Origin of the sequence: Rathayibacter sp. PhB179, assembly GCF_004345345.1 — a bacterium.
Taxonomy (GTDB): Bacteria; Actinomycetota; Actinomycetes; order Actinomycetales; family Microbacteriaceae; genus Rathayibacter; species Rathayibacter festucae.
Map to the genome: position 1 here is coordinate 425,318 of NZ_SLVD01000001.1, position 25,354 is coordinate 450,671.

Sequence of the window (25,354 nt, forward strand, 5' to 3'; positions counted from 1 at the left end):
GTCGCGGCCGAGGCGTGACGGCCGGCGTCCTCCTGCGGACCGCCGATCGACGGTGACGCGGTGTCGAGCTGTCCGCTCACGCTGCACTTCCTTCCATGACGAGATCGAGCACGCGGTGCTCGTCGATCGAATCGGCGGGGCCCTCGTGGACCACGGCGCCGTCGGAGATCACGAGCACTCGGTCCGAGAGCCCGAGGACCTCGCCGATCTCGCTGGAGACCACGAGCACGGCGGCGCCGTTGGTCGCGAGGTCCCGGATCAGGGTGTAGATCTCGGCCCGCGCTCCGACGTCGACCCCGCGGGTCGGCTCGTCGAGGAGCAGCACGCGGCAGCCGCGCACCAGCCAGCGGGCGAGGAGCGCCTTCTGCTGGTTGCCGCCGGAGAGCGTGCGGGCGTCGCGGTCGACGCCGTGCGGGCGGAGGTCGAGCGCCACCGCCTGTTCGGCCGCCGCCGCACGCTCGGAGCGCTCGTCGAGGAAGCCGCGCTTGGCGAAACGGTCGAAGGTCGAGAGGGTGATGTTGCGGTAGACCGGCTCGTCCAGGAGCAGGCCCTGGCTCTTGCGCTCCTCCGGGCAGAGGCCGATGCCGGCGTCGACGGCGGAGGTGACCGAGCCGGCCCGCAGCCGCTTGCCCGCGACGCTGACCGTGCCGGTGCTGGCGCGGCGGGCCCCGTAGATGGTCTCCAGGATCTCGGAGCGGCCGGAGCCGACCAGCCCCGCGAGGCCGACGACCTCGCCGGCGCGGATCTCGAGCGAGACGTCGGCGAACGAGCCGCGCAGCCCCAGGTTCTCCACCTTCAGCAGCGTCTCGGCCTCGGTCGGGAGCTCGGTGCGGTCCGGGAAGACGTACTCCACCGCGCGGCCGGTCATCAGCGTGATCAGCTTCGAGGTCGGGGTGTCGGCGACGGCGAGGTTCTTCGCGACCGTCGCGCCGTCCTTGATGACGGTGATCCGATCGCCGATGGCGCGGATCTCCTCGAGGCGGTGCGAGATGTAGACGATGGCGACGCCGTCGGCGGCGAGCTGGCGGACCACGTGGAAGAGGTTCTCCACCTCCTCGGAGTCGAGCACCGCGGAGGGCTCGTCCATGATGATGACCCGCGCATCGTGCGAGAGGGCCCGCGCCATCTGCACGATCTGCTTGCCGGCGGCGGAGAGGCTGCCGACCTCGCGGTGCGGAGCGATCTCGGGGTGGCCGAGGCGCTGCATCAGCTCGCGGGTGATCCTCGCGGCCTTGGAGCGGGCGGTGAAGCCGCCGCGGGAGAGCTCGTGGCCGAGGTAGATGTTCTCGGCGACGGAGAGGCCGTCGACGACGTCCAGCTCCTGGTACATCGTGGCGATGCCGAGCGCGAGCGCGGCCGTCGGCGAGGGGATCGTGACGACCTTCCCGTCCACGAGGATCTCGCCCTCGGTGGGCTGGTGGGCCCCGGCGAGCGTCTTGATCAGCGTGGACTTGCCGGCGCCGTTCTGGCCGAGGAGGCAGTGCACCTCGCCCGGGCGGACGTCGAGGTCGACGCCGTCGAGGGCTCGTGCTCCGGGGAAGACTTTGACGATCCCGCGCATCTGCAGAAGCAGTTCTGACGCGGTGTCCTGGGTGCGGGAAAGAGGCTGGGCGGCGGTGTCGCCGGGGTCTGCGTTGACCATGCGGATGAAGCTACAGCGACTTAAGTCGCGGGTCAACCAAAAGTTCTGAGTCGTTTCGAAGGAGATCCCGGCGGTCGTCCAGCGCGTCGAAACGCTTCCGTCACTCGCGCCAGCCCTGGGATCCGCGGGTTTAGGCGACATCTGACGGCGCGTTGTGCGGCGCGTCTGGACATGGAGTCTCGTTATAGAGCGCTCTCCGACCCTATGAATCCCGTCCGGGCCGCAACCGGATCGTGACCTGCGGCCTTCCGAGCCCTCCGCCGGTGCCCTCCCGCTCAGCAGAAAGAGCTGGCGGAGCCGAGCGCGGGCATGGGAGGGTCGACCCGCCGACGAAAGGACGACGATGTCGAACGACCGAGCACTGCGCGTCGCAATGGTGGGGACCGCCTTCATGGGCCGCACCCACTCGCACGCCTGGCGCACCGCCCCCCGCTTCTTCCCGCTGCCGCTGCGCCCCGAGCTGGCCGTCCTGGTGGGCACCGACCCGCAGCGGACCGCCGAGCGCGCCGAGACCCTGGGCTGGAGCGAGTCCTCGACCGACTGGCGCGCGGTGATCGCGCGCGACGACATCGACCTCGTCGACATCTGCACCCCCGGCGACACTCACGCCGAGATCGCGATCGCCGCCCTCGAGGCCGGCAAGCACGTCCTCTGCGAGAAGCCGCTGGCCAACTCCGTCGAGGAGGCCGAGCGGATGGTCGCCGCGGCCGCCGCCTCGGGCCGCGTCGCGATGTGCGGCTTCAGCTACCGCCGCACCCCGGCGCTCGCGCTGGCCAAGCGCTTCGTCGACGAGGGCCGGCTCGGCGCGATCCGGCACGTCCGCGCCCAGTACCTGCAGGACTGGCTCAGCGACTCCGAGGCCCCGCTGACCTGGCGCCTCGACGCCGCGAAGGCCGGCTCGGGCGCGCTCGGCGACATCGGCGCGCACATCATCGACAGCGCGCAGTGGCTGACCGGCACTCCGATCGCCTCGGTCTCTGCCGTCCTGCGCACCTTCACCACCGAGCGCCCCGTGCTCGCCACGCAGTCGGGCCTCGGCGGCCGCGCGGAGGAGGGCGCCGCGCGCGGCCCCGTGACCGTCGACGACGCCGCCGCCTTCACCGCCTCCTTCGAGGGCGGCGCCCTCGGCGTCTTCGAGGCGACCCGCGTCGCCACCGGCCGCAAGAACGCCAACCGCATCGAGATCAACGGCGAGACCGGCAGCATCGCCTTCGACTTCGAGCGGATGAACGAGCTCGAGTACTACGACGCCCGCGACCCCGAGGACGCCCAGGGCTTCCGCACCATCCAGGTCACCGAGCCCTCGCACCCGTACATGTCGGCCTGGTGGCCCGCCGGCCACGGCATCGGCTACGAGCACCTCTTCAGCCACCAGGTCGTCGACCTCGTCGAGGCGATCGCCGCCGGCACCCCCGCCACCCCGACCTTCGCCGACGCCCTCGAGGTCCAGCGCGTCCTCGCCGCCGTCTCGACGAGCGCCGCCAACCGCTCCGAGTCCACCCCCGTGCAGCGCGGCACCGGCCCGGTCTGACGCCGGAAGTCACCGCGCTGATTTCCGCTGAGGAGATTTCCCAGCAGCCTGCTGGGACATTGAGTGATCCTCCGTTCTCTTCCTTCTCCCACCCGATAAGCGAGTCGAGTGTCGAACGGTTGCGAGAGCGTACGGCGCCGAACACCGGCGCAGCGCGCAGTGCCAGGCTGGGGCGATGCGCCGACGAGGGAGTTCTGCGGCGGCCGTCGCGGTCGTCGCGCTGCTGCTGGGCGGCTGCGTCGAGGCGGAGTCCGGGCCGGCGGCGGTCGGTGCCGGTGGTGTGGCGGACGGCACCTCGGCGAGTGTCTCCGCCGCGGGGACCGTCGACGTCTCCTATCAGCGGCAGGGCGACTTCGCGGTGGTCGTCGCGCTCGACTGCTCGGCCTGCTCCGGGACCGTCACCGTGTCGGCGCCCGGGCGCAGCACTCCGGTGGGCGAGGCCGCGGCGGGGACGCAGTCGTCGTGGCTCCTCGAGACCGTCGCGACCGACCCCGTCGACCAGTCGCTCCTCGTGCGGACCGCCGGTCACTGGACGCTCACGCTGCAGAGCTGGAACGACCTGCCCGAGGTCTCCGGCGAGCAGTCGGGCAGCGGATCCGCGGTGCTCGCGTTCTCGGACGACGTCGACAGCCTCGACGTCGCCTACGGCCCGGCGAGCAGCGAGGACTCGCTCTCCGGCCGCGTCCTCGGCACCGGCGGCACCCGGCAGACCTTCGGCGACACCACCGCGTTCGCCCGCGTCGTCGACGCCGCCCTGCCCGGCGTGGTCGCGATCCGCACCGACGGCGCCTGGACCCTGACCCCGACGCCCTGACGCCCGCGCGCCCCGTCGCACCCCGCGAGATGCCACTTGTGAGCACGACACGCCGCAGAATCCGCGCACAAGTGGCATCTCGCGGAGGGGGTCGGCGGGGGCGCTTCGGGGGCTTCGCCTCGTGAGGCGATCCTGCGCCATACTTCCTGGATGAGCAAGAAGATTGACGCGGCGCATCGCGCCCTGGTAGCAGCCCTCGACAAGCACGCCGGCCTCGTCGGCGACAAGTCGTCGAAGCCGAGCAAGGTCGCGCGTGCCGCGTCCGAGCTCCGCGCCGCGACGAAGGCCTACTCGGCGCTCGTCTCGGCCCGCACCGGCACCTCGAGCCCGTTCGCGGACCTCGCCGACCCGCGCCTGGACCAGCCGACGATCGCCTCCCTCCGGGCCGAGCGCGACGCGATCGCCGCGCGCCTGGCCAAGCACGAGGCCCTCGCGGCGGAGTCGGGCGACCAGGCCCTCGCCGGCTGACCCTCCTCCCCCGCTCTCCCTCCCCCGCGGAAGTCGCCGTGTTACGGGCGTGTTTCGCGCGCCCGGTGGCGCCCTGCGTACGGTGGTCTCCGGGATCCGCGCAGTCGCGGCGTCGTGCGACCGGAGGCCGGTCGCAGCGCCGGCGGTGACCAGCACCGCCCGTGGACGCCGCCCGGATCCTCTCCACGGAAGGATCCACCGCATGTCCCTGCGCCGCACTCTCCTCGCGACCACCGCGATCGCCGCCTCCGCCCTCCTCCTCGCCGGCTGCTCGTCCGCCGCCGGCGCGAGCGACGACACCGTCCGCATCGGCGTGGTCGGCGCGGGCGACCCCTACTGGGCGACCTACGAGCAGGCCGCCGAGGACGCGGGCATCGACGTCGAGATCGTCGACTTCACCGACTACAACCAGCTCAACCCCGCGCTGACCGAGGGCGAGATCGACCTCAACCAGTTCCAGCACCTGGTCTACCTGGCGCAGTACAACACCTCCGCCGGCGCCGACCTCGTGCCGATCGGCGCGACCGCGATCTACCCGCTCGGCCTCTACTCGACCCAGTACGACAGCGTCGAGGACATCCCCGAGGGCGAGAGCGTCGCCGTCCCGAACGACGTGACCAACCAGGCCCGCGCACTCCTCGTCCTCCAGTCGGCCGGCCTGATCGAGCTGACGGACGGCGGCACCGCCTTCTCCGGCCTCGACGACATCGACACCGGCGCCTCGAAGGTCACCGTCACCGCGCTCGACGCAGCGCTCGTGCCGACGTCGCTCCCGGACGTCGCCGCCGCGGTCGTCAACAACGACTACCTCGCGGGCGCGGGCCTCGAGGCCACCGACGCCCTCGCGCAGGACGACCCGAGCGACCCGACCGCGGTGCCCTACGTCAACGTGTTCGCCGCCCGCGCGGACGACGCCGAGAACGAGACCTACCTGAAGCTCGTCGACGTCTACCAGACCTCGCAGGACGTGCTCGACGGCGTCTCCGAGCAGTCGGGCGGCACCGCCGTCTTCGCGACGACCCCCGCCGCCGAGCTGCAGTCGACGCTCGCCACCGTCGAGGCCGACGCCTCCGCCCAGGGCTGACCCGCCCCTCCCCCGCTACGACCCCGCGGCGCAGCAGTGCCCGACCCCCGCAGTGCCCGACCCCAGCAGTGCCCGATCCAGCAGTGAAGGAAGCGCCGTGCCGCTCATCCGCCTCGCCGACGTGAGCAAGGTCTACCCGCCGCTCGCGCGCGGCGCGTCCGCCCTGACCGCCGTGGACGGCGTCAGCCTCGACATCGAGGCCGGCGACGTCTACGGCGTGATCGGCTACTCCGGAGCCGGCAAGAGCACGCTCGCGCGCCTGATCAACGCCCTCGAGCCCGCCACCGGCGGCAGCATCCAGATCGACGGCCGCGAGATCGTCGGCCTGCCCGAGCGGGAGCTGCGCCGGCTGCGGCTCGGGATCGGCATGATCTTCCAGCAGTTCAACCTCTTCGGCTCCAAGACCGTCGAGCAGAACGTCGCCTACCCGCTGCAGGTCGCCGGCACGCCGCGTGCCGAGCTGCGCGCCCGCGTCGACGAGATGCTCCGCTTCGTCGGCCTCTCGGACAAGGCCCGCAGCCACCCGGAGCAGCTCTCCGGCGGCCAGAAGCAGCGGGTCGGCATCGCCCGCGCCCTCGCCGCCTCGCCCCGCATCCTCCTCGCCGACGAGGCCACCAGCGCCCTCGACCCGGACACCACCGGCGAGGTGCTCGCGCTCCTGCGCCGGATCAACGAGGAGCTCGGCGTCACCATCGTCGTCATCACGCACGAGATGGACGTCGTCCAGCAGCTCGCGACGAAGGTCGCCGTGATGGAGGCGGGCCGCATCGTCGAGCGCGGCCCCGTCTTCGACGTCTTCTCGGCCCCGCGGGAGGCGGTCACCCGCCGCTTCGTCTCCACGGTCGTGCGCACGGTGCCCTCGCGGGAGGAGGCGGCGGTGCTGCGCGCGCGCCACCCCGGCCGCCTCGTCACGCTGTCCTTCTCCGACGGCTCCGCCTCGCAGGGCGACGTCTTCGCCGAGATCGCGCAGGCCGGCGTCCCGCTGGAGCTCGTCTACGGCGGCATCACCGACGTCCGCGGCCGCGCCTTCGGCCACCTCACCGTCGCGCTCGACGCGTCCGACGCCGTGATCGACCCCCTGCTGGCCCGCCTCGGCGCCCGCGTCGCCCTCACGGAGGTGCCCCGATGAACGAGCTCATCCCCCTGCTGCCCCAGCTCGCCGAGGCGACCGGCGAGACCCTCTACATCGTGGCCCTCAGCCTGCTCTTCGGCGGGATCGGCGGCCTGCTGATCGGGCTCGGACTCGCCGTCACCCGCGGCGGCGCGCTCTACGCCAACCGCTTCGTCTTCGGCCTGCTGAACGTGGTCGTCAACGTCTTCCGGCCGATCCCGTTCATCATCTTCATCGCCGCGGCCCAGCCGCTCGCGCGCCTGGTGGTCGGCACGGGCATCGGCACCGACGCGATCGTCTTCACCCTCTCGCTCGCCGCGGCCTTCGGCATCGGGCGCATCGTCGAGCAGAACCTGCTGACCGTGCAGCCCGGCGTGATCGAGGCCGCCCGCTCGGTCGGCGCGAGCCGCTTCCGGATCGTCCGCACGGTCCTGCTGCCCGAGGCGCTCGGACCGCTGATCCTCGGCTACACCTTCGTCTTCGTCGCGATCATCGACATGTCCGCCGTCGCCGGCTACATCGGCGCCGGCGGCCTCGGCACCTTCGCGATCCAGTACGGCTACCGCCAGTTCGAGCCCGTCGTCACCTGGGCGGCCGTGCTCGTCATCATCGTGATCGTCCAGCTCGTCCAGCTGCTCGGCAACGTCCTGGCCCGCCGAGTCCTCCGCCGCTGACCCGCGCGTCCTCTCCCTCTCCGCGAGATGCCACTTGCGTACACGACACGCCGCGAAACGCGTACCTAAGTGGCATCTCACGGGGAGCGGGCGCCGACCGCTCCACGCTCTTTGCGGATGAGTCGAGCAATCTGCCGCACGCGACTTCCTGCTCGATCGAAGCGCTGAACCCCTCTGAGAACACTCTTTCTGCCAGCAATCTCTCGACGCCGCCAGAAAGTTGAGTGCCGGGACGGCGCTGCCTAATTTTCTGACCCATGGAGAGAGTGCCTCTTCATCGCAGGAAGTGCGTCCTCGGACCGCGTCCGGCGTTGCGAATCGCTGTCCTCCGCCATCAACGGCCTGACGCTCGTCGACCCGAGTGCGCCTGATTCTGCGTCCTTCACCAGATGTCGGGAGCAATGGTGCCAACCACACTGAGAATCATCGCCGCGCTCACAGCAGTCGCTGTGACGACGGGCTTCACCCCTCAACCGCCCACCGTCGCCGAGGCGGAGACCTCGTCGATCGAGGCGATCCACGAGATCGCACCGGAGCTGCTCGCACTTCCTCCGGATGAGGCAGGGAGCGACGACACCCGCGCTCTCCTGCCCTTGGATCCGAATGACGGGATCACCGTGCATACCGGGTCCGGGACGGCCACGATCGGAATCCCGGAGGCGGACACCGCACACGATGCGCGCCTGATCGCAGACGGCGTTCTCGAGTACGACACGGACGACGGCTACTCCAGCGTTCCGCTCGTCAAGGACGACGGCCAGATGAAGATCGCGACGGTCATCGAGAGCGCTGCCGCTCCGGATCGCTACGCCTACGAACTCGGACTCCCTGTCGGCAGCACACTCGAGAAGAACGAGGACGGGAGCGTCTCCGCCCTGGACGCCGAGGGGGAGCTCACCGCGCTGGTCAATGTGCCCTGGGCGGAGGACGCCGACGGCGCCTCCGTGCCGACCCACTTCGAGATCGAGGGGACGACGCTCGTCCAGATCGTCGAGCACCGGGGCGCGAGCTACCCGGTCGTCGCCGACCCGTGGTGGATCCCAGCGCTCCGACTGGTGGGCTTCTTCTCGAAGCACGCCCTGCAGCAGATCGCGGAACGCAATATCCGAGAGAATCTGGTCCGCATCGCTCTTCAGGAAGGCACTCGCACTGCGGGAAAGGACAAGGGCACTTCCGTCTTCAGCGCGAACAACATTAGGGTCGTCGTCAACGACAAGACAGGCAAGATCATCACCGTGACGAAGCCGGGTGGTGGTGGAGGAGGGGGAGGCGTATGAGAATTCGCTTCGATCCAGAAGTGAACGCCGCATACCTTCCCGTCGGACGCGAGCCCCAAGCCGGGGAGTCAGTCGCTCAGATCGACCAGATCTATGACCCGCACGGGTTCGGCGAGATCATCCTCGACTTCGACGCCGCCGGGCACCTCATCGGCGTCGAGATCCTCGGCGCACGGAAGCTGCTCCGCCCCGAGGCACTGGCCGACGCCGACATCCTCTGACGCCTTAACCACCTCCGCGAGATGCCACTTGTGTACGCGACACGCCGTGAAAGGCGTGCACAAGTGGCATCTCGCGGAGGGGAGGGGGCTGGGCTCAGTAGCGGGGCTTGCGCTCCGGACGCTCCGAGGAGCGGGACGGGCCCGAGGGGCGAGCGCCGCGGTCGGCGCCGGCGCGGCTGGGGCGGCGGTCGGGCTTGAGCTCGATCAGCTGGCCGCTGATACGGGTGCCGGCGAGGCGGTCGAGCACGTCCTGGGGCAGGTCGGCCGGCAGCTCGACGATCGAGAAGTCCGGGCGGATGTCGATGTGCCCGAAGTCGCCGCGGTTGAGGCCGCCCTCGTTCGCGAGCGCGCCGACGATCTGGCGGGGCTCGACGCGCTGACGGCGGCCCACCTCGATCCGGTAGGACGCGAGGTTGCTGTTCGACGAGCGCTGGCGGCGCTCGGGACGCTCGCGGTCGTTGTCGTACGAGGACCGGTCGGAGCGCTCGGGGCGGTCGCCGCGGCTGTCCTCGCGGCGGAAGCGAGGGTCGTCCGGCGAGAGCAGCAGCGGCTCGTCGCCCTGGGCGACGATCGCCAGCGCGGCGGCGACGTCCGACTCGACGACGTCGTGGTGCTCGACGTAGTGGCCGATGATGTCGCGGAACCGGTCGAGCCGCTCGCGGTCGGCCAGCGCCGTGGTGATGGCGTCGTCGAAGCGGGAGAGGCGCGTGACGTTGACGTCCTCGACGCTCGGGAGGCGCATCTCGGTCAGCGGCTGGCGGGTCGCCTTCTCGATGGCGGAGAGGAGGCGGCGCTCGCGCGGGGTCACGAAGCTGATCGCGGCACCGCTGCGGCCGGCCCGGCCGGTGCGGCCGATGCGGTGCACGTAGGACTCGGTGTCGATCGGGATGTCGTAGTTGACGACGTGGCTGATCCGGTCGACGTCGAGACCGCGGGCCGCGACGTCGGTCGCGACGAGGATGTCGAGCTTGCCCGACTTCAGCTGCTCGACGGTGCGCTCGCGCTGAGCCTGCGCGACGTCGCCGCTGATCGCGGCGGCCGTGTAGCCGCGGGCGCGCAGCTTCTCGGCGAGCGTCTCGGTCTCGCTCTTGGTGCGGACGAAGACGATCATGCCCTCGAAGTTCTCGACCTCGAGGATGCGGGTCAGCGCATCGACCTTCTGCGGGTACGACACCATCAGGTAGCGCTGGGTGGTGTTGGCGGAGGTCGTGGTCTTCGCCTTGACCGTGATCTCCTCCGGGTCCTTCAGGTACTTCTGCGAGATGCGGCGGATCTGCGACGGCATGGTCGCCGAGAACAGCGCGATCTGCTTCTCGACCGGGGTGTCGGCGAGGATCGTCTCGACGTCCTCGGCGAAGCCCATCTTGAGCATCTCGTCGGCCTCGTCGAGCACCAGGTACTTCAGGTGCGTGAGGTCGAGGGTGCCCTTCTCGAGGTGGTCCATGATGCGGCCGGGCGTGCCGACGACGACGTGGACGCCGCGGCGGAGCGCGGAGAGCTGGGTGCCGTAGCCCTGGCCGCCGTAGACGGGGAGCACGTGCACGCCGCGCAGACCGGACGCGTAGCGCTCGAACGCCTCGCAGACCTGCAGCGCGAGCTCGCGGGTCGGCGCGAGGACGAGCGCCTGCGGGGTCTTCTGCGAGACGTCGAGGCGGGAGAGGATCGGCAGCGCGAACGCCGCGGTCTTGCCGGTGCCGGTCTGCGCGACGCCGAGGACGTCGCGGCCGGACAGGAGGGAGGGGATCGTCGCGGCCTGGATCGCCGAGGGCGTCTCGTAGCCGACCTCCTTGAGGGCCTTGAGGACGGGGTCGCTGAGACCCAGGTCCGAGAAGACCAGCGAGGGGGCGGTCTCGTCTGCCGGCGCGGCCGGGGCGGTGCTGTCGGCGGCGGGCGCGGTCGCGCCGTCGGCCTGGGGGGCGGGTTCGGGTGTATCGGTGGACGCCATAGTGCAACGGTAGGCCGTCGGAGGCGCGCGCGAGCGCAGATCCGGCCTCTGAGCGGGCATTCGCGCCGGATCGGCGGCTGTGGAGGGGTCTCGAGGAGCCGCGCGGGCCCTCGCGTCAGTAGAACTCGACGGTGTCGACCCGGTTGATCAGCTCTTCGCCGTCGAGGTAGCGGGTGGCGTTGCGGGCGAAGAGCTCGGCGATCAGGCGGTCCTCGGCCGCGTTCAGTGCGGCGGTGTGCGGGCTGAGCAGGACGCTCGGGTGGTTCCAGAGCGGGCTGTCCTGGGCGAGCGGCTCCTCCGCGACGACGTCGAGGGCGGCGAAGCCGACCCGGCCGTCCTCGAGCGCGGCGAGCAGCGCGTCCTCGTCGATGACGGTGCCGCGGCCGACGCTGACCAGCGTCGCTCCGGGGCGCAGCGCGGCGAAGAAGTCGGCGCCGACGAGCTTCTCGGTCTGCTCGGTGCCGGGGAGGGTGACGACGACGCCGTCGATCCGCCCGGCGACCTCGGCGATCGCCGACGGCGGCACGATCTCGTCCACGTGCTCCACGGAGTCGGCGTGCCGGCTGGTGCCGATCACCCGGGCGCCGAGGGCCGACAGCTTCTGCGCGGTCGCCCGGCCGATGGTGCCGAGCCCGACGATCAGGATCGTCTGCTCCGAGAGCAGGCTCATCGTCCAGCGCGAGCCCCACTCGCGCCGGCCCTGCAGTGCCTGCAGCTTCGGCAGCGTCTTCGCGCCGGCGAGCAGGCCGAACAGGGAGAACTCGGCCAGCGGATCGGAGTGCACGCCCGCGGAGGTGGAGAACGCGACCCGCGCGAGCTGCTCCTCGCTCAGGCCGGCCTTCTTCACCTGCGCGCCGCCGCCCGCGGGCATCGTCTGCACCCAGCGCAGCCCCGGGTTCGCGGCGACCGTGCGGGCCAGCGCAGCCGGGTCCTCGCCGGGGATCCCGTAGAGCACCTCGGCGGAGTCGACCAGCTCCTCGAACGCCGCCTGCTGCTCCGGAGTCCGCTCGAACGCGGGATCGCCGCCGTGATCGCCCGCGTGCCGCATCGGCGGCAGCAGACTCTGGTCGGCGACGAAGTCGATCCGCGGCTCCAGCTCCACCACCCGCGCGATCAGCTCCTCGCTGATCGGCGTGGCGGCGACCACCCGGATGCGATCCGTCCGGTCCGGGCGGGGAGAGGTCGGTGCGGGCGTCGTCACGGGAGTCCCTTCGAGCGGCGGGCGAGCGGCGCGGCGGGCACCGACGCGATCGACCGCGGTCTCCCTCAGCGTATCGAGCGGAGGGAGCGCGTCAGGTTCGGGCGCAGGGCGGGGAGGAGGCCGACGTTCGCAGGGAGGTGGGTCTCGATACGCCCCTGCGGGGCTACTCGACCAGCATGGAGCCGGAACGGCAGTACGAGCGCGACGTCGCGATCGGCGACGAGTCGCGTCCGATCCGGCGGAAGCAACCCCTTGGCCGCCCGCGTTGCTGTGGATCTCCGCGTCGCCGGCCGTCAGTCACCGGGCCGCCGGCTGGACGAACGGTGAGGACGCCCCTCGGCACCTCGGGCCCCGCTCTACCGTGAGCGGACGGCAACATCGATCGAAGGAGACCGGATCATGGCGGCAGCAGGAGTGGCGACGGTATGGGTGCCGGTCGAGGACATGGAGCGGGCGGTCGCGTTCTACCGCGACACCCTCGGCCTCGACGTGAAGAGCACCTCGGGCGACTGGTCGGAGCTCGACGCGGGCGGATTGATGATCGGGCTGAACGCCCGCGAGTCGGCCTCGGTCGCGGAGAGCGGCGGAGCGGTCATCTCGTTCCAGCCCGACGGCAGCATCGAGGACGAGCTGGAGCGGCTGAAGGCGCGCGGCGCGTCGATCGAGGGCGAGATCAGCGACCACGAGTGGGGTCGCATCCTCCCCTTCAAGGACTCCGAGGGCAACGACCTCCAGTTCTACACGCCGCCGCAGAGCTGACGGCGGGCTGAGCGCCGGAGAGACGGCGCGGAGCGAGGGGGAGGCGGACGGAACCGCCTCCCCCTCGCTGTGTCAGGACGGCTCGTCGGCTCAGGACGGCTCCTCGGCTCAGGACAGCCGCAGCGGCAGCCGGCCGGCGAGCCGCGCGCCGCCGAGGGCGGCCGACGGGGCCAGCTCGATCGAGCCTCCGTAGACCGCGAACTGGCGCGAGAGGCGCTCGAGCCCGGAGAGCACCGGCGGGGCCGCGAGCCCGCCGCCGTCGTCGTCGAGACCGATCACCACGGCGTGCTCCCGCTCCCCGCGCGCCACGTCGAGCTGCAGCCGCACGGCCCGCGCGCCGCCGTGCTTGAGCGCGTTGGTCAGCGCCTCCTCGATCAGCCGCACCAGCAGCACCCGCTGCTCGATCGGGACACCGCGCTCCTCGAGACCCGGGTAGTCGTCGTGGACGTCCAGGTCGACGGCGATCTCCGGCGGCAGGCGCGAGAGCAGATCACGGGCGGCGGCGACCAGCCCGTGCTCGATGTCGACCGGGTAGAGCGCCCCGCTGACCGCGCGGACCTCCTGCTCCCGCAGCTCGTCGAGCCGGCTCGCGATGCCGCTCAGTCGCTCGGCGGTCGCGGCGGAGGGAGGAGTCGCGGCCAGCCCGCGCAGCTCCGCGGCCAGCACCACGAGCGTGTTCTGCAGCCGGCCGTGCAGGCCCTGCGCGACCTCGCGACGCACGCGCAGCTCCTCCTGCTGGAGCGCCTGCACCGCGTCGACGGCCTGGAGCAGCACGCGGGCGCGCTCCCGCTCCTTCTCGCGCACCCGTCGGGTCGCATCGACGAGCAGGAACCCGAACGAGACGATCAGGCCGACGACCACCGCGCCCACCACGAGCTCGACCACGAGCGCGTCGAGCGCGGTCGGCAGGTAGACCCCGACGATGAGCTGCAGCCCGACCCGGACGACGGCGACGACCGCCGCGATCCCCGCCGAGACCAGCAGCCGCCCGGTGCGCGCGCGGCGCTCGGGACGCAGCAGCGCGACGAGCGCGACCGCGAGGCCGATCGACGCGATGTTGACGACCACGCGCACGACGACGTCGACGACCGGCCCGCTCTCGACCCCCCGCACGGTCTGCGACAGCATGCCCAGCGCGAAGACCGCCTGCAGCGCCGCGAGGACGGCCAGCACGCCGCCGAGGATCGCGACGGTCCCGCGCAGGATCCGGTTGTCCTCGGCGTCGTCCGCGCGCCGCGGCCGGGAGTCGTCGGCGAGGGTCACCGGGTGTGCTCCAGGAACAGCAGGGTCGCCTCCACGCGGGGGTTGCGCGAGCCGTCGGAGCGCAGGCCGAGCGCTCCGTAGAGGGCGTTCACGTGATTGTCGACCGAGCGCACCGCGATGCCGAGCCGCTCCGCGATCGCGGCGTTGGTGAGGCCCGAGGCGAGGGCGCCGAGCACCTCGTACTGCCGGCGGCTGAGCGCGTCGACGGGCGAGCTCCGGCGGGCGGTGCGCGCGGCGACCAGGGCGGGGTCGAGCACGGTCCGGCCGTCGAGGGTCGCCCGGATCGCGGTCATCAGCGCGGGGGACGAGAGCGACGAGCTCTTCGAGAGGTAGCTCCAGCCGCGCACCTCGTCGCGGCCGAGCCGGAGGAAGCGGTGCATCGAGTCGACTGCCGAGAGCAGCACGACGGCGAGCTCGGGGTCGCCGGCGCGCAGCTCGCGGCCGAGCTCGATCCCGTCGCCGTCGCCCAGCTCGATGTCGATCACGGCGACGTCGAGCTCGGCGGGTCGCAGCCGCTCGCGCGCCTCGGCGGCCGAGGACGCCTCGACGACACTCCGGACTCCGGGCACCGCGCGCAGCAGCGACGCGAGCATCTGCCGGTAGAGCGGCTGGTCGTCGACGACGGCGAGCCGCAGCTCCCGCAGACCGCCCCCGAACGTCACACCGCATATCTTGTCCCGGCGCCGGGGGCGGGATCGGCGGAGATCGTGCTCAGAGCCGCTTGACCCCCGTCAATGGGGGGCACGGTCCCACTGTCGGAGCGCCCTGCGGGCCGGTCGATGAGACATCCGGTCTCAGCGCGCGAGCAGAGCCCCCGTCAGCGCCAGCCCACCGGCCGCCGCGGCGAGCGCCCCCGCCCACATCCCGAGGCCGGCGGCCCAGCGCCGCTCGAGCAGCATCCGCGGCGGGCGAGGCCGGCGAGCAGCAGCCCGAGCAGGAGGCCGCCGACGAGGTCGACCGTGATCGTCGCCACCGGGACGGTGCCGAGCGGCGGCAGGGCGAGCGCGGTCCCTCAGCGGACGGCCCGGAATCCTGAGACGAAGCCTGCGGCGGCGTCACTCCCCCGTGTCCCACGGGACGCGGCGGCGGGTGCCCTCGTCGGCGCGGGGCACGACGAGGACGGGGCGGCGCTGACGGTGCGCGAGGTGCACCGCGACGCTGCCGCTGAGGAACTCGGCGATGCTCGCGAGCACTCCGGCGTCGCGGGTGCCGACCACGATCATCCGCGCATCGACCTCCTCGGCGACGTCGGTCAGGACCAGCGCCGGCTCGCCCTGGACGGTGCGCAGCGTCCAGTCGACGTCCGTCCCGGCGAGGGCCGCGCCGATCTCCTCGCGGAGCCCGGGCGGCTCGGTGGGGCCGGCGCCGGTGCCGCCGGAGCGGGGCACGAGGCCGACGGGGATGCCGCCGGTCATCGGGTCGACGTACTCGCCGACGAGGTACGGATCGGCGACCACGGTGAGCAGCAGCAGCGGCGCGCCGAGCCCGGAGGCGAGCTGCGCGGCGGTGCGGACGACCTCGGGACGCTGCCCGTCGACGACGCCGACGAGCACGGGTCCGGAGGGAGTGGATTCGGTCATGGACGGCTCCTTCCCTGGTCCTTCCATCCTCCCACCGGGGCCGGAGCGGGAGGAGACGCTGCGCGACGAGTTCCGTCGTGATCATTCCGTTACCGCACGGTGGCGGGCTAGAGTGACGAGTCGCCGGGCCCTGCCGGCGCCCCGCACCACCCCGCAGGCCCCCCTGCACCACCCCAGTCCGCCCACCCGAGGAGAGCGCACGCGTGTCGACCACTGGCATTCCCGATCCGCAGGAGTGTCACGACACCTCTCCCTCCGCGCCGGTGCACCGCACCCGCCGCGAGGCCCGCGCCGCTGAGGCCGCCGCCGCTTCACGGGCGGCCGGTGCCGCTGTGCCTGTCGCTGCCGCGGCCGTCGCTTCTGCGCCCGTCGCTTCCGTGCCCGTCGCTTCCGTGCCCGTCGCCTCCGTGCCCGTCGCGACTCCTCGCGCCACGGCCGCCCGGCGCACTCCGGTCGCCCCGCGCACTCCCGCCGCCCCGCAGCCCGCTCGCTCCGGTGGGCTCAGCCGGCGCACCCTCGGCTTCGCCACGTTCTCGATCGTCGGCGGCCTCTTCGCCACCGCCGCGCTGCCCGCGTACGGCGCCCGCAGCACTGCGGCCACCGCGGCCGGCACCGCCGCGAACCGCGCGGGCCTGCAGAACCTCACCGTCTCGTCGGAGGCGGCCGGGCAGACCGCCGTCCGCGACGCGTTCGCCGCGCCGACGCAGGCGCAGCTCGACGAGGCCAGCCGCCAGGCGGCCGTGCTGCAGAACGCGAACGGCGGCGGCTTCAGCACCGTGCAGACCCGCGCCGTCGGCGACGACTACCCGTGGCCCTACGAGACCATCGACGACGACGGCGGCGGGCTCTCCCCGCTCGGCTACTACTACCGCGAGTGCGTCGACTTCGTGGCCTGGCGCCTCAACCGCGACGCCGGCGCCACCGCCGCCCCGTGGAAGTACACCTGGGGCAACATCACGCCGATGGGCGGCAGCGCCTGGGAGTGGCCGGACAATTGGGCCGCGAAGGGCTGGGCCACCAGCTCCGTCCCGATCGTCGGCTGCGTCGCCTGGTGGACCTACAACCACGTCTCCTACGTGCAGCAGGTCAACGACGACGGCACCGTCCTCCTCGAGGAGTACAACTACGGCGGCCGCCACAGCTACGTCACCCGCACCTTCCCCACGGCGCAGGTCCCCCTCTTCCTCTACCCGCCCGCCCTGTAGCGATCAGCACGGTCTCGGTGACACCGCATGTCCCCTGCGCGTCACGAGGGAAGGGCGTCGAACCGAAGTCCGCTCGTCTCCGCGATCTTCTTCGCGGTCGTGGGGTCGCGACGGCTCCACGAGCCCGAGACGACATCGGTCCGGACGCGCCTGCTCGACGGACACCGGCACCGCGCTGGACCGCGATGACGTCATCCCGTTGCTCCAGCGTGAGAAGCGGAGTGATCGCACTACTTGGGGAGAGATGATGCAACGGTCGGCGCCATGGGTATTGATAGCGTTGGGCTTGCTCGACATCCTCTGGGGATATCACGCCTGGAGCCCGTGTTTCGTCTCGAATGACCTGGCCTGTCGAGAAGCACTGAACGAGCGCCCGGAAGAGCCCTTGTCAGTAGCCGTCTGGATCCTGTCGTTCGCCTCGATCATCCTCACCATGCTCTTCCGCACCGGACGAGTCGGGACATTCATCGGCCTCATACTGATCGCGGTCGCGAATCCGCTCTTCGATCCGGGCTTCTTCTGGCAGAGCTGGAATTCCGCGGACGGAGCAGCCGGCACGGGCATGACCGCTGGTGCGGTCATCGTCGTCTCAGGAGTGATCGTCCGGATCTTCATCTCCATCGACCGAAGGAGAGTCGCCGGCGGACTGCTTCCTCTTGGAGAAGGCGGAAGCTGATCCGCTGCATCGCAGAACGACGAGATCGATGTGCTCGGATCGCGCACCAGCGTCACCTGGGGCAGTTTCCACTCTTCACGATCACCCACCAGTAGCCGTTGGGTACCTTCACCCAGGAGCCTTCGCCGTTGACGTCACGAGTCACCAGCGCCCGTCCCGCTCGGCGTCACTGCAAGGTCGTACCCGGTCAGAGTCACTTCTCGTCCAGCTACGGCACCCGCGCCTTCCCCACGGCGCAGGTCCCCGTCTCCCTCTACCCGCCGGCCCTGTAGCGGCGGCACCCGCCGCCTCGCGGGTCGCTCACCGCCTCCATGCTGATCGAGTAGCCCGCGGAGCGGGCGTATCGAGATCCACCAGCGCCAGCAGGACGAGTCTGCAGACCCCGCCGCGCCGAGGGTGGGCGGGTCTCGATACGCCCCTGCGGGGCTACTCGACCAGCATGAGGACTCTGCCTCCTCATCGAGTCCCGAAGCCGTCCCCACCGTCTTCGCGCCACGCCGCCGCGGCGGCGGGAGTCACGTGCACGGTGACTGTGACGCTCACGTCCTCCTCCGGCACGTTCAGGAAGAGCGCGGCCACCTCCCGGGCGACGGCGTTCACCTCGCCGAGCATCCGGGTCTGACCCACGGTGTCGAGCTCGGGGATCGTCACGAGCCACCAGCGCCCGTCCCGCTCGGCGGTCGCTGCAAGGTCGTATCTGGTCATCGTCACTTCTCCGTCGCCGTTCCTGTCGTCACCCGCTGTCGTCTCGCCGAGCAGACCGGTGGTGCCCCGCCGAGAAGTAGACCCGTCCAGGCTCGTCGGAGGGAGCGCCGCGGAGGAGATGGCGCGGGATGCCTGTTCTCGCTCGCTCGGCACGAGGTCGGACAAGTCCAACGCGCGCCGCGCCCGCTCGGGGAGTCGTTCATCCCGCGAACGGGTGCACAACTCAGGCCAGGAAGCGCGATCGGCGGGAGAACAGGTCGATTCGGGGGATCCAGCCTTACTTGTGCACGCGCACGGACGAGAGGACTGCCAGAAGGGCGGCGAACGCGGGGGTGCGCGGGTCGATCGGGGCGTAGTGGTCGGCGTCCGGGAGCTCGACGAGGTGCGCGGAGGGGTGCTCGGCGCAGTAGCGGCGGCTGTACGCGATCGGGACCTCGTCGTCGAGGGTGCCTTGCAGCAGCACGGTCGGCATCGGTGGGGCGGGGAGCCGCGCCGGGTCGAGGTCGTCGAGCGGGCCGTCCGGGCCGAGCAGCTCCGCGACGGCGCCGTTCCCCAGCCGCTCGTCGGCGGCGACGCGCAGGTCGGCGACTCCGGCGAGCGACACGACGGCGTCGACGTGCGGCGACGGATGCGCGGCCTGCGACCACAGCGCCAGGTGACCGCCGGCCGAGTGGCCGACCAGGACCGTGCGCGGGCGCTCCTTCGCGGGGAGCAGCGGCGGGAGCGCCTCGATCGCCGCGAGGACGTCGTCGAAGGTGCCCGGCCATCCGCCGCACGCGTCGCCGACGCGCCGGTACTCGAGCAGCAGCACCGACCAGCCCGCGTCGGCGAGGGCGGCGGCCAGCGGGCGCGCGTGACTCCGGTCCCAGCGCGCCCGCCAGAAGCCTCCGTGCACGAACAGCACGAGACCCCGCCCCGAGCCGCGGTAGAGCTCGGCGATCTGCTCAGGCGCGGTCCCGTAGCGCAGCAACTCGTCCGGCTCGCGCGCCGCGAGGTCGAGGACCCCGCTCACGCGCCGCCGTGCACCTCTCGGGACTCGCGCGCCCCCTCGAGGAGCAGGTCGCGCACCGCCATCACCACGGTCTCGACCTCCGCGAAGGAGGTGGAGAGCGGCGAGAGCCCGAGCCGGATGCCGCTGGGCGTGCGGAAGTCCGGGATGATCCCGCGCTCCCAGAGCACGGGGACCATCGCGGCGAAGTCCGGGTGGTCGACGGTGATGTGGCCGCCACGGCGCGCGGGCTCGCGGGTGGTCGACAGCTCGACGCCGAGCGGGGCGAGGTGCTCGTCGAACAGCTCGACGGCGAAGGCGGTCAGCGCGATCGACTTGACGTGGATCGCGGGCAGGCCCGCCTCCTCGATCAGGTCGAGCATCGCCTGCATGGCGAGCATCCCGACGATCGGCGGCGTGCCACTGAGGAAGCGGCGGATGCCGTCGGCGGGGTCGTAGTCCTCGCCCATCCGGAACGAGTCCTTGACGCCCATCCAGCCCTGGATCGGCTGCCGAGCGCCGGCGATCAGCTCGCGGCGGACGTAGAGGAAGGCGGGGGCGCCCGGTCCGCCGTTGAGGTACTTGTAGGTGCAGCCCGCCGCGAGGTCCACGCCCCAGGCATCGAGCTCGATCGGCAGCACGCCGACGGAGTGGCAGACGTCCCAGAGCACCAGCGCGCCGTGCTCGTGCACGATCTCGGTGATCGCCGGGACGTCGGCGGCGTAGCCGGAGCGGTAGGCGACCTGGCTCAGCACGACCACGGCCGTGTCGGAGCCGACGACCGCGCGGACGTCGTCCGGCGTGACCCCGGAGCCCGACTCGGTCTCGATCCAGCGGATGCTCGCGCCGGTCTCGGCGGCGATCCCCTCGACGACGAAGCGGTCGGTCGGGAAGTTGCCGCGGTCGATGACGATCTCGGAGCGGCCGGGCCGGGCGGTCAGCGCGGTGCGGATCAGCTTGTAGAGCGAGACGGTGGTCGAGTCGCCGACGACGACCTGGCCGGCAGCCGCGCCGAGCACCGACGCGCCGAGGCGGTCGCCGAGCGTCAGCGGGAGCTGGAACCAGCTGTCGTCCCAGCCGCGGATGAGGCGGGTCCCCCACTCCTGCTCGACGAACGCGGCGTAGCGCTCGGTCAGGACCTTCAGCGGGCGGCCGAGCGAGTTGCCGTCGACGTAGGCGGGCAGCGCCGGGTCGTCCGCGCCGACGAAGCGGGAGCGGTAGCCGGCGAGCGGGTCGAGGCGGTCGAGCTCGGCCGCGGAGGAGCGGACGGTCTGGTCGAGGGCCACGGCGGCCCTCCTCTCGTATGGGGCGCGGGTGCGGGGAGGAGCGGGGACTCCTCACAGTCGCACGAGCGGGCCCCCGCGGGACAGCACTCGCGCGAGGATGGTCGGGTGACCTCCTCCGCAGCGCCCGTCCACCGTCGCCCGCGCCTGCTCCCGAGCCTCGGGGTCGGCGTCGCGGCCGGCGTGCTCGGACTGCTGCCGTGGCTGCTCACCGGGCTGCGGCTGCCGCTGCAGAACCTCTGGGCGACCGACGTGCTGCCCGAGGAGATGCCACTCGCGCTGCTGCCGTTCAGCCAGTACTTCCTGACGCTGATCGTCTCGGTGATCGTGATCGGGTCGGCCCTCGCGGGACTCGCGGCCCGCGTCGGCCGGCGCCGCGGCATCGGCCCGCTCGGCGCGGCGCTCGGCGCGGTCGGCGTGCAGGTCGTCGCGCTGGTGCAGTCGGCGCTGACCGTGTCCGCCGGGCTGCGGGCGGACCGCGACTCCGACCTCTACCTCGCCGCGATCGTCGGCGGCACCGTCGCTGCGATCGCGGTCGGAGCGCTGCTCCTGCTCGTGATCGCCCGGGCACCGCGGGCGGGGGCGGCCGTGGCGATCTCGCTCGCGGCGGTCGCCGTCGGCGGGTGGCTGACCGGAGTGGTGGCGCCGCTCAGCCGCGACGGCTCGGCCGCCGGAGTCGCGCTGCTGAACGCGGTGCAGTGGCTGCCGGGGATCCTGGCCGGTCTCGCCCTCGCCTGGTGCGGGGTGCTCTCCGTCGGCCGGGTGATCGCGTGGATCGTGAGCCTCGCCGTGCTCTGGGTCGGGCCGGTGCTGGTCACCGCCGTCTCGGCCGCCGCCGGCTCGCGGGTGCTGGCCCGCCATCCGCTCGAGATGCTCGACTACGCCCAGGCCGTCTTCACCAGCGCGCTGATGCTCCCGGCCGTCTCGCTCCGCACGCCCGCGACGGCCCTCGTCGTCGCCGCCCTCGGCGTCGCGGCCCTGCGCGCCTGGCACGCCCGCCGGGCGTGATCTCCTCCGCGAGATGCCACTTGTGCACGCGACACGCCGTGAAAGGCGTGCACAAGTGGCATCTCGCGGGAGGGGTCAGGACTCGAACCAGCCTCGGGGGTGGTGGTCGGCCGTCAGCGGGGTGCGCTCGCGCGTGGGGCGCGCCCACTGCACGGCGTTGGCCAGCACCCGCTTGATGTCGGGGTGGTGGTAGACGGGGTAGTCCTGGTCGCCGGGCGAGAAGTAGAACACCTTGCCCAGGCCCCGGGTGTAGGTCACTCCGGAGCGGAAGACCTCGCCGCCCGAGAACGTCGAGAGGAACACCGTCTCCTCGGGCACCGGGATGTCGAAGTACTCGCCGTACATCTCCTGCTCGGGGATGACGATCGGGCTCGGGACGCCCTCGGCGATCGGATGGGTCGGCGCGATCGTCCAGACCAGCTCGCGGTCGTGGTCGTTCCGCCACTTCAGCGAGCAGGTCGTGCCCATCAGCGCCTGGAAGATCTTCGAGTAGTGGCCGGAGTGCAGGATCAGGATGCCCATCCCCTCCTGCACGTGCCGCAGCACCCGCTGCACGACCTCGTCCGACACCTCCGGGTGCGCGATGTGCGCCCACCAGAGCAGCACGTCGGTCCTCGCCAGCGCCTCCTCGGTCAGCCCGTGCTCGGGCTCGGGGAGGGTCGCGGTGCGCACCGAGACGGCGTCGCCGAGCGACTCGGTCAGGCCGTCGGCGATCACCCGGTGGATGCCGTCGGGGTAGTGCCGCATCACGGTCTCGTCGCCGCGCGTCTCGTGGCGGAACTCGTTCCAGACCAGGACCTCGAGGGGTGCGCTCATGCGACCGCCACCTCCTTCTTCTCGGCGGCGGAGCGGTAGATCGCGTCGACCACCCGGCTGCGGTGCAGCGCGTAGTCGCCGTAGTGGCCGGCGTAGCGGGGTCCGCCGGCGGGAGCGTCGGCACCCGAGGCGATGGCGGCGAGGAACTCCGCGATCACCGAGCGGTGGTGCCCGGCGGGCACCGGGACGTCGGGGCGGGAGACGGTGGGGGCGCCGGCGACCTCGGAGTAGAACGTGAGCGTCCCCTCCGTCGCGTAGTCGGCGACGTGCAGGCGGGCGCCGCCGGCCGAGCCGAGCAGCTCGACCTCGATGTCCTCGTGCACCTTGGAGTAGCTGGCCCAGGAGGCGTCGAGCTGCAGGCTGCGGCCGTTGTCGAGGCGCAGCAGCGCGCTGGAGAAGTCCTCGACCTCGAAGGCGTGCGTGCCGGTGGCGGCGACGCCGTGCGGGCGCCCGCCGCGGCCGGAGCGGCCGATCTCGCCGTAGGCGACGGCGGAGACGCTGGTCACCCGCGGTTCGCCGAGCAGATGCAGCGCGATGTCGAGGACGTGCGAGCCGAGGTCGATCAGCGGTCCGCCGCCGGCGAGCTCCTTGCTGGTGAACCAGGAGCCGATGCCCGGAATGCCGGTGCGCCGCTGCCAGCTGGCGCGGGCGTGGTAGATCTCGCCGAGCGGGGCGTCGTCGAGGTAGGTGCGCAGGTAGGCGACGTCGGCGCGGCGGCGGTGGTTGTAGGCGATCTCGAGGACGCGGTCGTTCGCGCGGGCCGCCTCGACCATCTCGGCGGCGAGCTCGGCGGTGGTGGCCAGCGGCTTCTCGCAGAAGACGTGCTTGCCGGAGGCGAGCGCGGCGACGGCGATCGGGTGGTGGAGGTGGTTGGGCACGCCGATCGAGACGACGTCGAGGTCGTCGCGGGCGACGAGCTCCTCCCAGTCGGCGTAGAGGTCGGGGACGCCGCGGGTGGCGCCGAGCTCGCGCAGGCGCTCCTCCTCCTGGCCGGCGAGCGCGACGACGCGCGCACCGGGGAGGGCCTGGAAGGCGTCGAGGTGGGTGGTGCCGGCGAAGCCGAGGCCGACGACGCGCAGCTCCCCCGGGATCTCGGTCGTGCCTGTGTTCTCGGTCATGCCGTCGAGCCTAGTCGAATTGATTCGAGCGCTCGATAAACAGGTGGGTGGGTCTCGATACGCCGCCCGCGGCGGCTACTCGACCAGCATGCAGTGACCGGCGAAGGACAGCTTCATGCTGGTCGAGTAGCCCCGCAGGGGCGTATCGAGACCACCGTCGTCAGCAGGGTGGATCTCGATACGCCCGCTCCGCGGGCTACTCGATCAGCATGCAGGCGCGCGTTGCAGGCGCACCGCGATGTACTCGCGGCCCGGCAGGTCGATGCGGAAGCGGCCCGAGTAGGTGCCGGGCAGGCGCTCGACGGTCATCGCCCAGGTGTCGAGGACGTCGACCGTGTACGAGACGTCGGGCTCGAGCAGGAAGCGGCGGTAGGTGGGGCGGTCGAAGCCGAAGTAGTAGAGGTAGTACTCGCCCTCGACGCCGGCGCGCGGCACGTCCCAGTCCAGCGGGATCGGCTCGAGGCCGTTCGCGGGCCCCTCGGCCAGCACCGACTCCAGGAACGCGATCCGCGCCGGGCTCGTCCCCCGCAGCTCGCCGCCCTTCGACCACCAGAGCACGTCGTCCGGGTGCACGTAGGTCTCGCCGTGCCCGACGTAGCCGCCGCGCAGCGCACCCTCCCAGAACCGCCGCACCAGCTCCTCGCCGGTGATGTTGCCCCAGCCCTGATCGATGTCGCCCTCGTAGGCGCACTCGTCGATGACGACCGGCTTGCCCCAGCGGCGCCACTCCGTCGTCATCTCGGCCGTCTTGTAGACGTCCTGCCGCTGGATGCTGGCGTGCGTGATCCACGGGCGGGAGTGGTCGTAGAACTCGCGGCAGTTGTGGATCGAGAGCAGGTGCCGTGACGGGTCGTCCTCCCCCACGATCCCGGCGAAGCGCTCCCAGTCCTCCTCGGTCTTCTCGAACAGCAGGTCGTACTCGTTCGCAAGCGACCACCAGACGTTCGCGAACGAGGCGAGCCGCGCCACGGCGTAGCGCATGTAGCGGTCGTCGGCGACGGCGTCCATCGTCGAGAAGCCCCAGCGGTCGTAGGCGTGGAAGAGGATGAGGTCCGCCTCGATGCCGAGCTCGCCGAGCTGCTCGATCCGCCGCTCGAGGTGCGCCCAGAACTCCGGATCGAAGCGCTGCCAGTCGAAGCCCGCCTCGGGCGAGCCCTCGAACGGATACAGCTCCGGCTCGTTCTCGTTGAAGAGGTACGACTTCGGGAAGACGCACATCCGCATCTTGGTGAAGGGCGCGGTGGCGAGCGCGGCGAGCGTCCGCTCCTCCAGTGCGTCGCCCTGGTGCGTCCAGGCGTAGGAGGTGGTGCCCAAGGGGCGGTGCCGGGTGCCGTCGGCGTGCGCGAAGTGGAAGGTGTCGGCCACCCGCACCGGGCCGTGCTGCCCCGCCACCGCCGCGGTCACCGAGACGGAGCCGGTGACGCCGTCGAGCGAGCGGGCGCTGCTCGAGGTGGTCCAGGCGTACTCGCCGGGGGCCTCGGGCATCCAGCGCAGCCGGTACACGCCGTCGCCGTCGTAGAAGCCGGGCACGCGCACCGCGCCGTCGGGACCGTCGACGATCGCCGAGAGCGCGACGTCGACGAACGGGTTGCCGTGCGCGGGACCGCGCAGCTCGATCTCGAAGCGCCCGAAGACGGTGGCGGTGGCCGGCGCGGACACGACGGCCGACGCCAGCGGGACGTCCGCGGTCTCGTAGTCGCCGGAGGGCTCGACGTACCGCTCCTGCTCGCGGGCCGGCGCCGGCTCCTCCGTCGGGATCGCGGCGACCTCGGCCAGCAGCGCCTCGCGCTCGGCCGCGTCGAGCGACTCCTCGGTGTCGACGACGAGCCCGAGCGGATAGCTGTGCAGGGTGTGCAGGATCGAGGAGTGCACCAGCCCGGGGAGGCGGCGCTCGACGATCGCGTGCCCGCGCGGGTCGCGGAGGACCTCGAACAGGCGCGTCTCGCGCGAGAACCGCTCGGCGGTGTCGGTGGTGTGCGGCACGG

24 protein-coding genes are annotated in these 25,354 nt (G+C 72.1%); 12 read left to right on the top strand and 12 right to left on the bottom strand.

The window, feature by feature from the left end; translation table 11 throughout:
* Positions 1-76: 76 nt before the first annotated feature.
* Entirely contained in the window at positions 77-1,561 is a 1,485-nt protein-coding gene (locus tag EDF43_RS02045) for a sugar ABC transporter ATP-binding protein (RefSeq protein WP_132435671.1), read from the bottom strand.
* A gap of 424 nt (positions 1,562-1,985) precedes the next feature.
* On the opposite strand from EDF43_RS02045, the gene EDF43_RS02050 reads away from it, so the two are divergent.
* The 8 genes from EDF43_RS02050 to EDF43_RS02085 all read left to right on the top strand — a co-directional run bounded on the left by EDF43_RS02050 (position 1,986) and on the right by EDF43_RS02085 (position 8,822).
* Positions 1,986-3,173, top strand: a complete 1,188-nt coding sequence (locus EDF43_RS02050) for a Gfo/Idh/MocA family oxidoreductase (protein WP_132435168.1) — start codon at positions 1,986-1,988, stop codon at positions 3,171-3,173.
* A 175-nt stretch (positions 3,174-3,348) separates the two neighbouring features.
* A complete protein-coding gene (locus tag EDF43_RS02055; protein ID WP_132435170.1) occupies positions 3,349-3,987 on the top strand; it encodes a hypothetical protein in 639 nt (212 codons plus the stop codon).
* Positions 3,988-4,137: 150 nt separating this feature from the next.
* Positions 4,138-4,455 carry a hypothetical protein gene (locus tag EDF43_RS02060; RefSeq protein WP_123444613.1) on the top strand — a complete coding sequence of 106 codons (318 nt, stop codon included), beginning with the start codon at positions 4,138-4,140 and terminating at the stop codon, positions 4,453-4,455.
* A 202-nt stretch (positions 4,456-4,657) separates the two neighbouring features.
* Positions 4,658-5,539, top strand: a complete 882-nt coding sequence (locus EDF43_RS02065; RefSeq protein ID WP_132435172.1) for a MetQ/NlpA family ABC transporter substrate-binding protein — start codon at positions 4,658-4,660, stop codon at positions 5,537-5,539.
* A 97-nt stretch (positions 5,540-5,636) separates the two neighbouring features.
* Positions 5,637-6,668, top strand: coding sequence for a methionine ABC transporter ATP-binding protein (locus EDF43_RS02070; RefSeq protein WP_132435174.1), 1,032 nt, complete (start codon positions 5,637-5,639; stop codon positions 6,666-6,668).
* Entirely contained in the window at positions 6,665-7,324 is a 660-nt protein-coding gene (locus EDF43_RS02075; RefSeq protein ID WP_132435176.1) for a methionine ABC transporter permease, read from the top strand. The genes EDF43_RS02070 and EDF43_RS02075 overlap by 4 nt, the downstream gene beginning before the upstream one ends.
* A gap of 449 nt (positions 7,325-7,773) precedes the next feature.
* Positions 7,774-8,601, top strand: coding sequence for a DUF4258 domain-containing protein (locus tag EDF43_RS02080; protein WP_165908981.1), 828 nt, complete (start codon positions 7,774-7,776; stop codon positions 8,599-8,601).
* Positions 8,598-8,822, top strand: coding sequence for a DUF2283 domain-containing protein (locus tag EDF43_RS02085; RefSeq protein WP_132435180.1), 225 nt, complete (start codon positions 8,598-8,600; stop codon positions 8,820-8,822). The genes EDF43_RS02080 and EDF43_RS02085 overlap by 4 nt, the downstream gene beginning before the upstream one ends.
* 94 nt (positions 8,823-8,916) lie before the next feature.
* On the opposite strand, the gene EDF43_RS02090 is transcribed toward EDF43_RS02085, so the two are convergent.
* Both EDF43_RS02090 and EDF43_RS02095 read right to left on the bottom strand, forming a co-directional pair.
* Complete coding sequence (locus EDF43_RS02090) at positions 8,917-10,767, bottom strand: DEAD/DEAH box helicase (RefSeq protein WP_123705713.1); 1,851 nt, start codon at positions 10,765-10,767, stop codon at positions 8,917-8,919.
* A 115-nt stretch (positions 10,768-10,882) separates the two neighbouring features.
* Complete coding sequence (locus EDF43_RS02095) at positions 10,883-11,968, bottom strand: D-2-hydroxyacid dehydrogenase (protein WP_207901604.1); 1,086 nt, start codon at positions 11,966-11,968, stop codon at positions 10,883-10,885.
* 399 nt (positions 11,969-12,367) lie between these two features.
* On the opposite strand from EDF43_RS02095, the gene EDF43_RS02100 reads away from it, so the two are divergent.
* Positions 12,368-12,727 (top strand): VOC family protein, encoded by a 360-nt coding sequence (locus tag EDF43_RS02100; protein WP_132435182.1) that lies wholly within the window; start codon positions 12,368-12,370, stop codon positions 12,725-12,727.
* A gap of 108 nt (positions 12,728-12,835) precedes the next feature.
* Here EDF43_RS02100 and EDF43_RS02105 read toward each other — a convergent pair whose 3' ends face one another.
* From EDF43_RS02105 to EDF43_RS02115, 3 genes are all read right to left on the bottom strand, one after another.
* On the bottom strand, positions 12,836-13,990 hold the full coding sequence (locus EDF43_RS02105) for a hypothetical protein (protein ID WP_132435184.1): 1,155 nt from the start codon (positions 13,988-13,990) through the stop codon (positions 12,836-12,838).
* Positions 13,987-14,652, bottom strand: a complete 666-nt coding sequence (locus tag EDF43_RS02110) for a response regulator transcription factor (RefSeq protein ID WP_243581109.1) — start codon at positions 14,650-14,652, stop codon at positions 13,987-13,989. The genes EDF43_RS02105 and EDF43_RS02110 overlap by 4 nt, the downstream gene beginning before the upstream one ends.
* 393 nt (positions 14,653-15,045) lie before the next feature.
* Positions 15,046-15,570 (bottom strand): universal stress protein, encoded by a 525-nt coding sequence (locus EDF43_RS02115; protein ID WP_159423666.1) that lies wholly within the window; start codon positions 15,568-15,570, stop codon positions 15,046-15,048.
* A 377-nt stretch (positions 15,571-15,947) separates the two neighbouring features.
* Here EDF43_RS02115 and EDF43_RS21640 point away from each other — a divergent pair, with 377 nt between their 5' ends.
* Both EDF43_RS21640 and EDF43_RS02125 read left to right on the top strand, forming a co-directional pair.
* Complete coding sequence (locus EDF43_RS21640) at positions 15,948-16,775, top strand: CHAP domain-containing protein (protein ID WP_165908982.1); 828 nt, start codon at positions 15,948-15,950, stop codon at positions 16,773-16,775.
* A gap of 286 nt (positions 16,776-17,061) precedes the next feature.
* On the top strand, positions 17,062-17,451 hold the full coding sequence (locus EDF43_RS02125; protein WP_132435186.1) for a hypothetical protein: 390 nt from the start codon (positions 17,062-17,064) through the stop codon (positions 17,449-17,451).
* A 456-nt stretch (positions 17,452-17,907) separates the two neighbouring features.
* On the opposite strand, the gene EDF43_RS02130 is transcribed toward EDF43_RS02125, so the two are convergent.
* From EDF43_RS02130 to EDF43_RS02140, 3 genes are all read right to left on the bottom strand, one after another.
* Entirely contained in the window at positions 17,908-18,156 is a 249-nt protein-coding gene (locus EDF43_RS02130) for a hypothetical protein (RefSeq protein ID WP_132435188.1), read from the bottom strand.
* A gap of 277 nt (positions 18,157-18,433) precedes the next feature.
* Entirely contained in the window at positions 18,434-19,168 is a 735-nt protein-coding gene (locus EDF43_RS02135; protein WP_132435190.1) for an alpha/beta fold hydrolase, read from the bottom strand.
* Entirely contained in the window at positions 19,165-20,430 is a 1,266-nt protein-coding gene (locus EDF43_RS02140; RefSeq protein WP_132435192.1) for an aminotransferase class V-fold PLP-dependent enzyme, read from the bottom strand. The genes EDF43_RS02135 and EDF43_RS02140 overlap by 4 nt, the downstream gene beginning before the upstream one ends.
* A 105-nt stretch (positions 20,431-20,535) precedes the next feature.
* Between EDF43_RS02140 and EDF43_RS02145 the strand changes: the two genes are divergently transcribed.
* Entirely contained in the window at positions 20,536-21,435 is a 900-nt protein-coding gene (locus EDF43_RS02145; RefSeq protein ID WP_123734673.1) for a hypothetical protein, read from the top strand.
* A gap of 75 nt (positions 21,436-21,510) precedes the next feature.
* Here the strand turns inward: EDF43_RS02145 and EDF43_RS02150 are convergent, their stop codons facing one another.
* From EDF43_RS02150 to EDF43_RS02160, 3 genes are all read right to left on the bottom strand, one after another.
* The gene (locus tag EDF43_RS02150; protein ID WP_123734672.1) at positions 21,511-22,251 is read right to left on the bottom strand and encodes a ThuA domain-containing protein; all 741 of its coding nucleotides are present in this window, start codon (positions 22,249-22,251) and stop codon (positions 21,511-21,513) included.
* Entirely contained in the window at positions 22,248-23,369 is a 1,122-nt protein-coding gene (locus EDF43_RS02155; RefSeq protein WP_132435194.1) for a Gfo/Idh/MocA family oxidoreductase, read from the bottom strand. The genes EDF43_RS02150 and EDF43_RS02155 overlap by 4 nt, the downstream gene beginning before the upstream one ends.
* Before the next feature lie 204 nt (positions 23,370-23,573).
* Positions 23,574-25,352, bottom strand: coding sequence for a DUF5605 domain-containing protein (locus tag EDF43_RS02160; RefSeq protein ID WP_243646205.1), 1,779 nt, complete (start codon positions 25,350-25,352; stop codon positions 23,574-23,576).
* Positions 25,353-25,354 lie beyond the last annotated feature (2 nt).

Bases quoted from the DNA above. Each gene is read 5' to 3' on its own strand.
- EDF43_RS02045 (WP_132435671.1), bottom strand. From the start codon at position 1,561: ATGCGCGGGATCGTCAAAGTCTTCCCCGGAGCACGAGCCCTCGACGGC.
- EDF43_RS02050 (WP_132435168.1), top strand. From the start codon at position 1,986: ATGTCGAACGACCGAGCACTGCGCGTCGCAATGGTGGGGACCGCCTTC.
- EDF43_RS02055 (WP_132435170.1), top strand. From the start codon at position 3,349: ATGCGCCGACGAGGGAGTTCTGCGGCGGCCGTCGCGGTCGTCGCGCTG.
- EDF43_RS02060 (WP_123444613.1), top strand. From the start codon at position 4,138: ATGAGCAAGAAGATTGACGCGGCGCATCGCGCCCTGGTAGCAGCCCTC.
- EDF43_RS02065 (WP_132435172.1), top strand. From the start codon at position 4,658: ATGTCCCTGCGCCGCACTCTCCTCGCGACCACCGCGATCGCCGCCTCC.
- EDF43_RS02075 (WP_132435176.1), top strand. From the start codon at position 6,665: ATGAACGAGCTCATCCCCCTGCTGCCCCAGCTCGCCGAGGCGACCGGC.
- EDF43_RS02085 (WP_132435180.1), top strand. From the start codon at position 8,598: ATGAGAATTCGCTTCGATCCAGAAGTGAACGCCGCATACCTTCCCGTC.
- EDF43_RS02090 (WP_123705713.1), bottom strand. From the start codon at position 10,767: ATGGCGTCCACCGATACACCCGAACCCGCCCCCCAGGCCGACGGCGCG.
- EDF43_RS02100 (WP_132435182.1), top strand. From the start codon at position 12,368: ATGGCGGCAGCAGGAGTGGCGACGGTATGGGTGCCGGTCGAGGACATG.
- EDF43_RS02115 (WP_159423666.1), bottom strand. From the start codon at position 15,570: ATGACCGAATCCACTCCCTCCGGACCCGTGCTCGTCGGCGTCGTCGAC.
- EDF43_RS02130 (WP_132435188.1), bottom strand. From the start codon at position 18,156: ATGACCAGATACGACCTTGCAGCGACCGCCGAGCGGGACGGGCGCTGG.
- EDF43_RS02150 (WP_123734672.1), bottom strand. From the start codon at position 22,251: ATGAGCGCACCCCTCGAGGTCCTGGTCTGGAACGAGTTCCGCCACGAG.
- EDF43_RS02155 (WP_132435194.1), bottom strand. From the start codon at position 23,369: ATGACCGAGAACACAGGCACGACCGAGATCCCGGGGGAGCTGCGCGTC.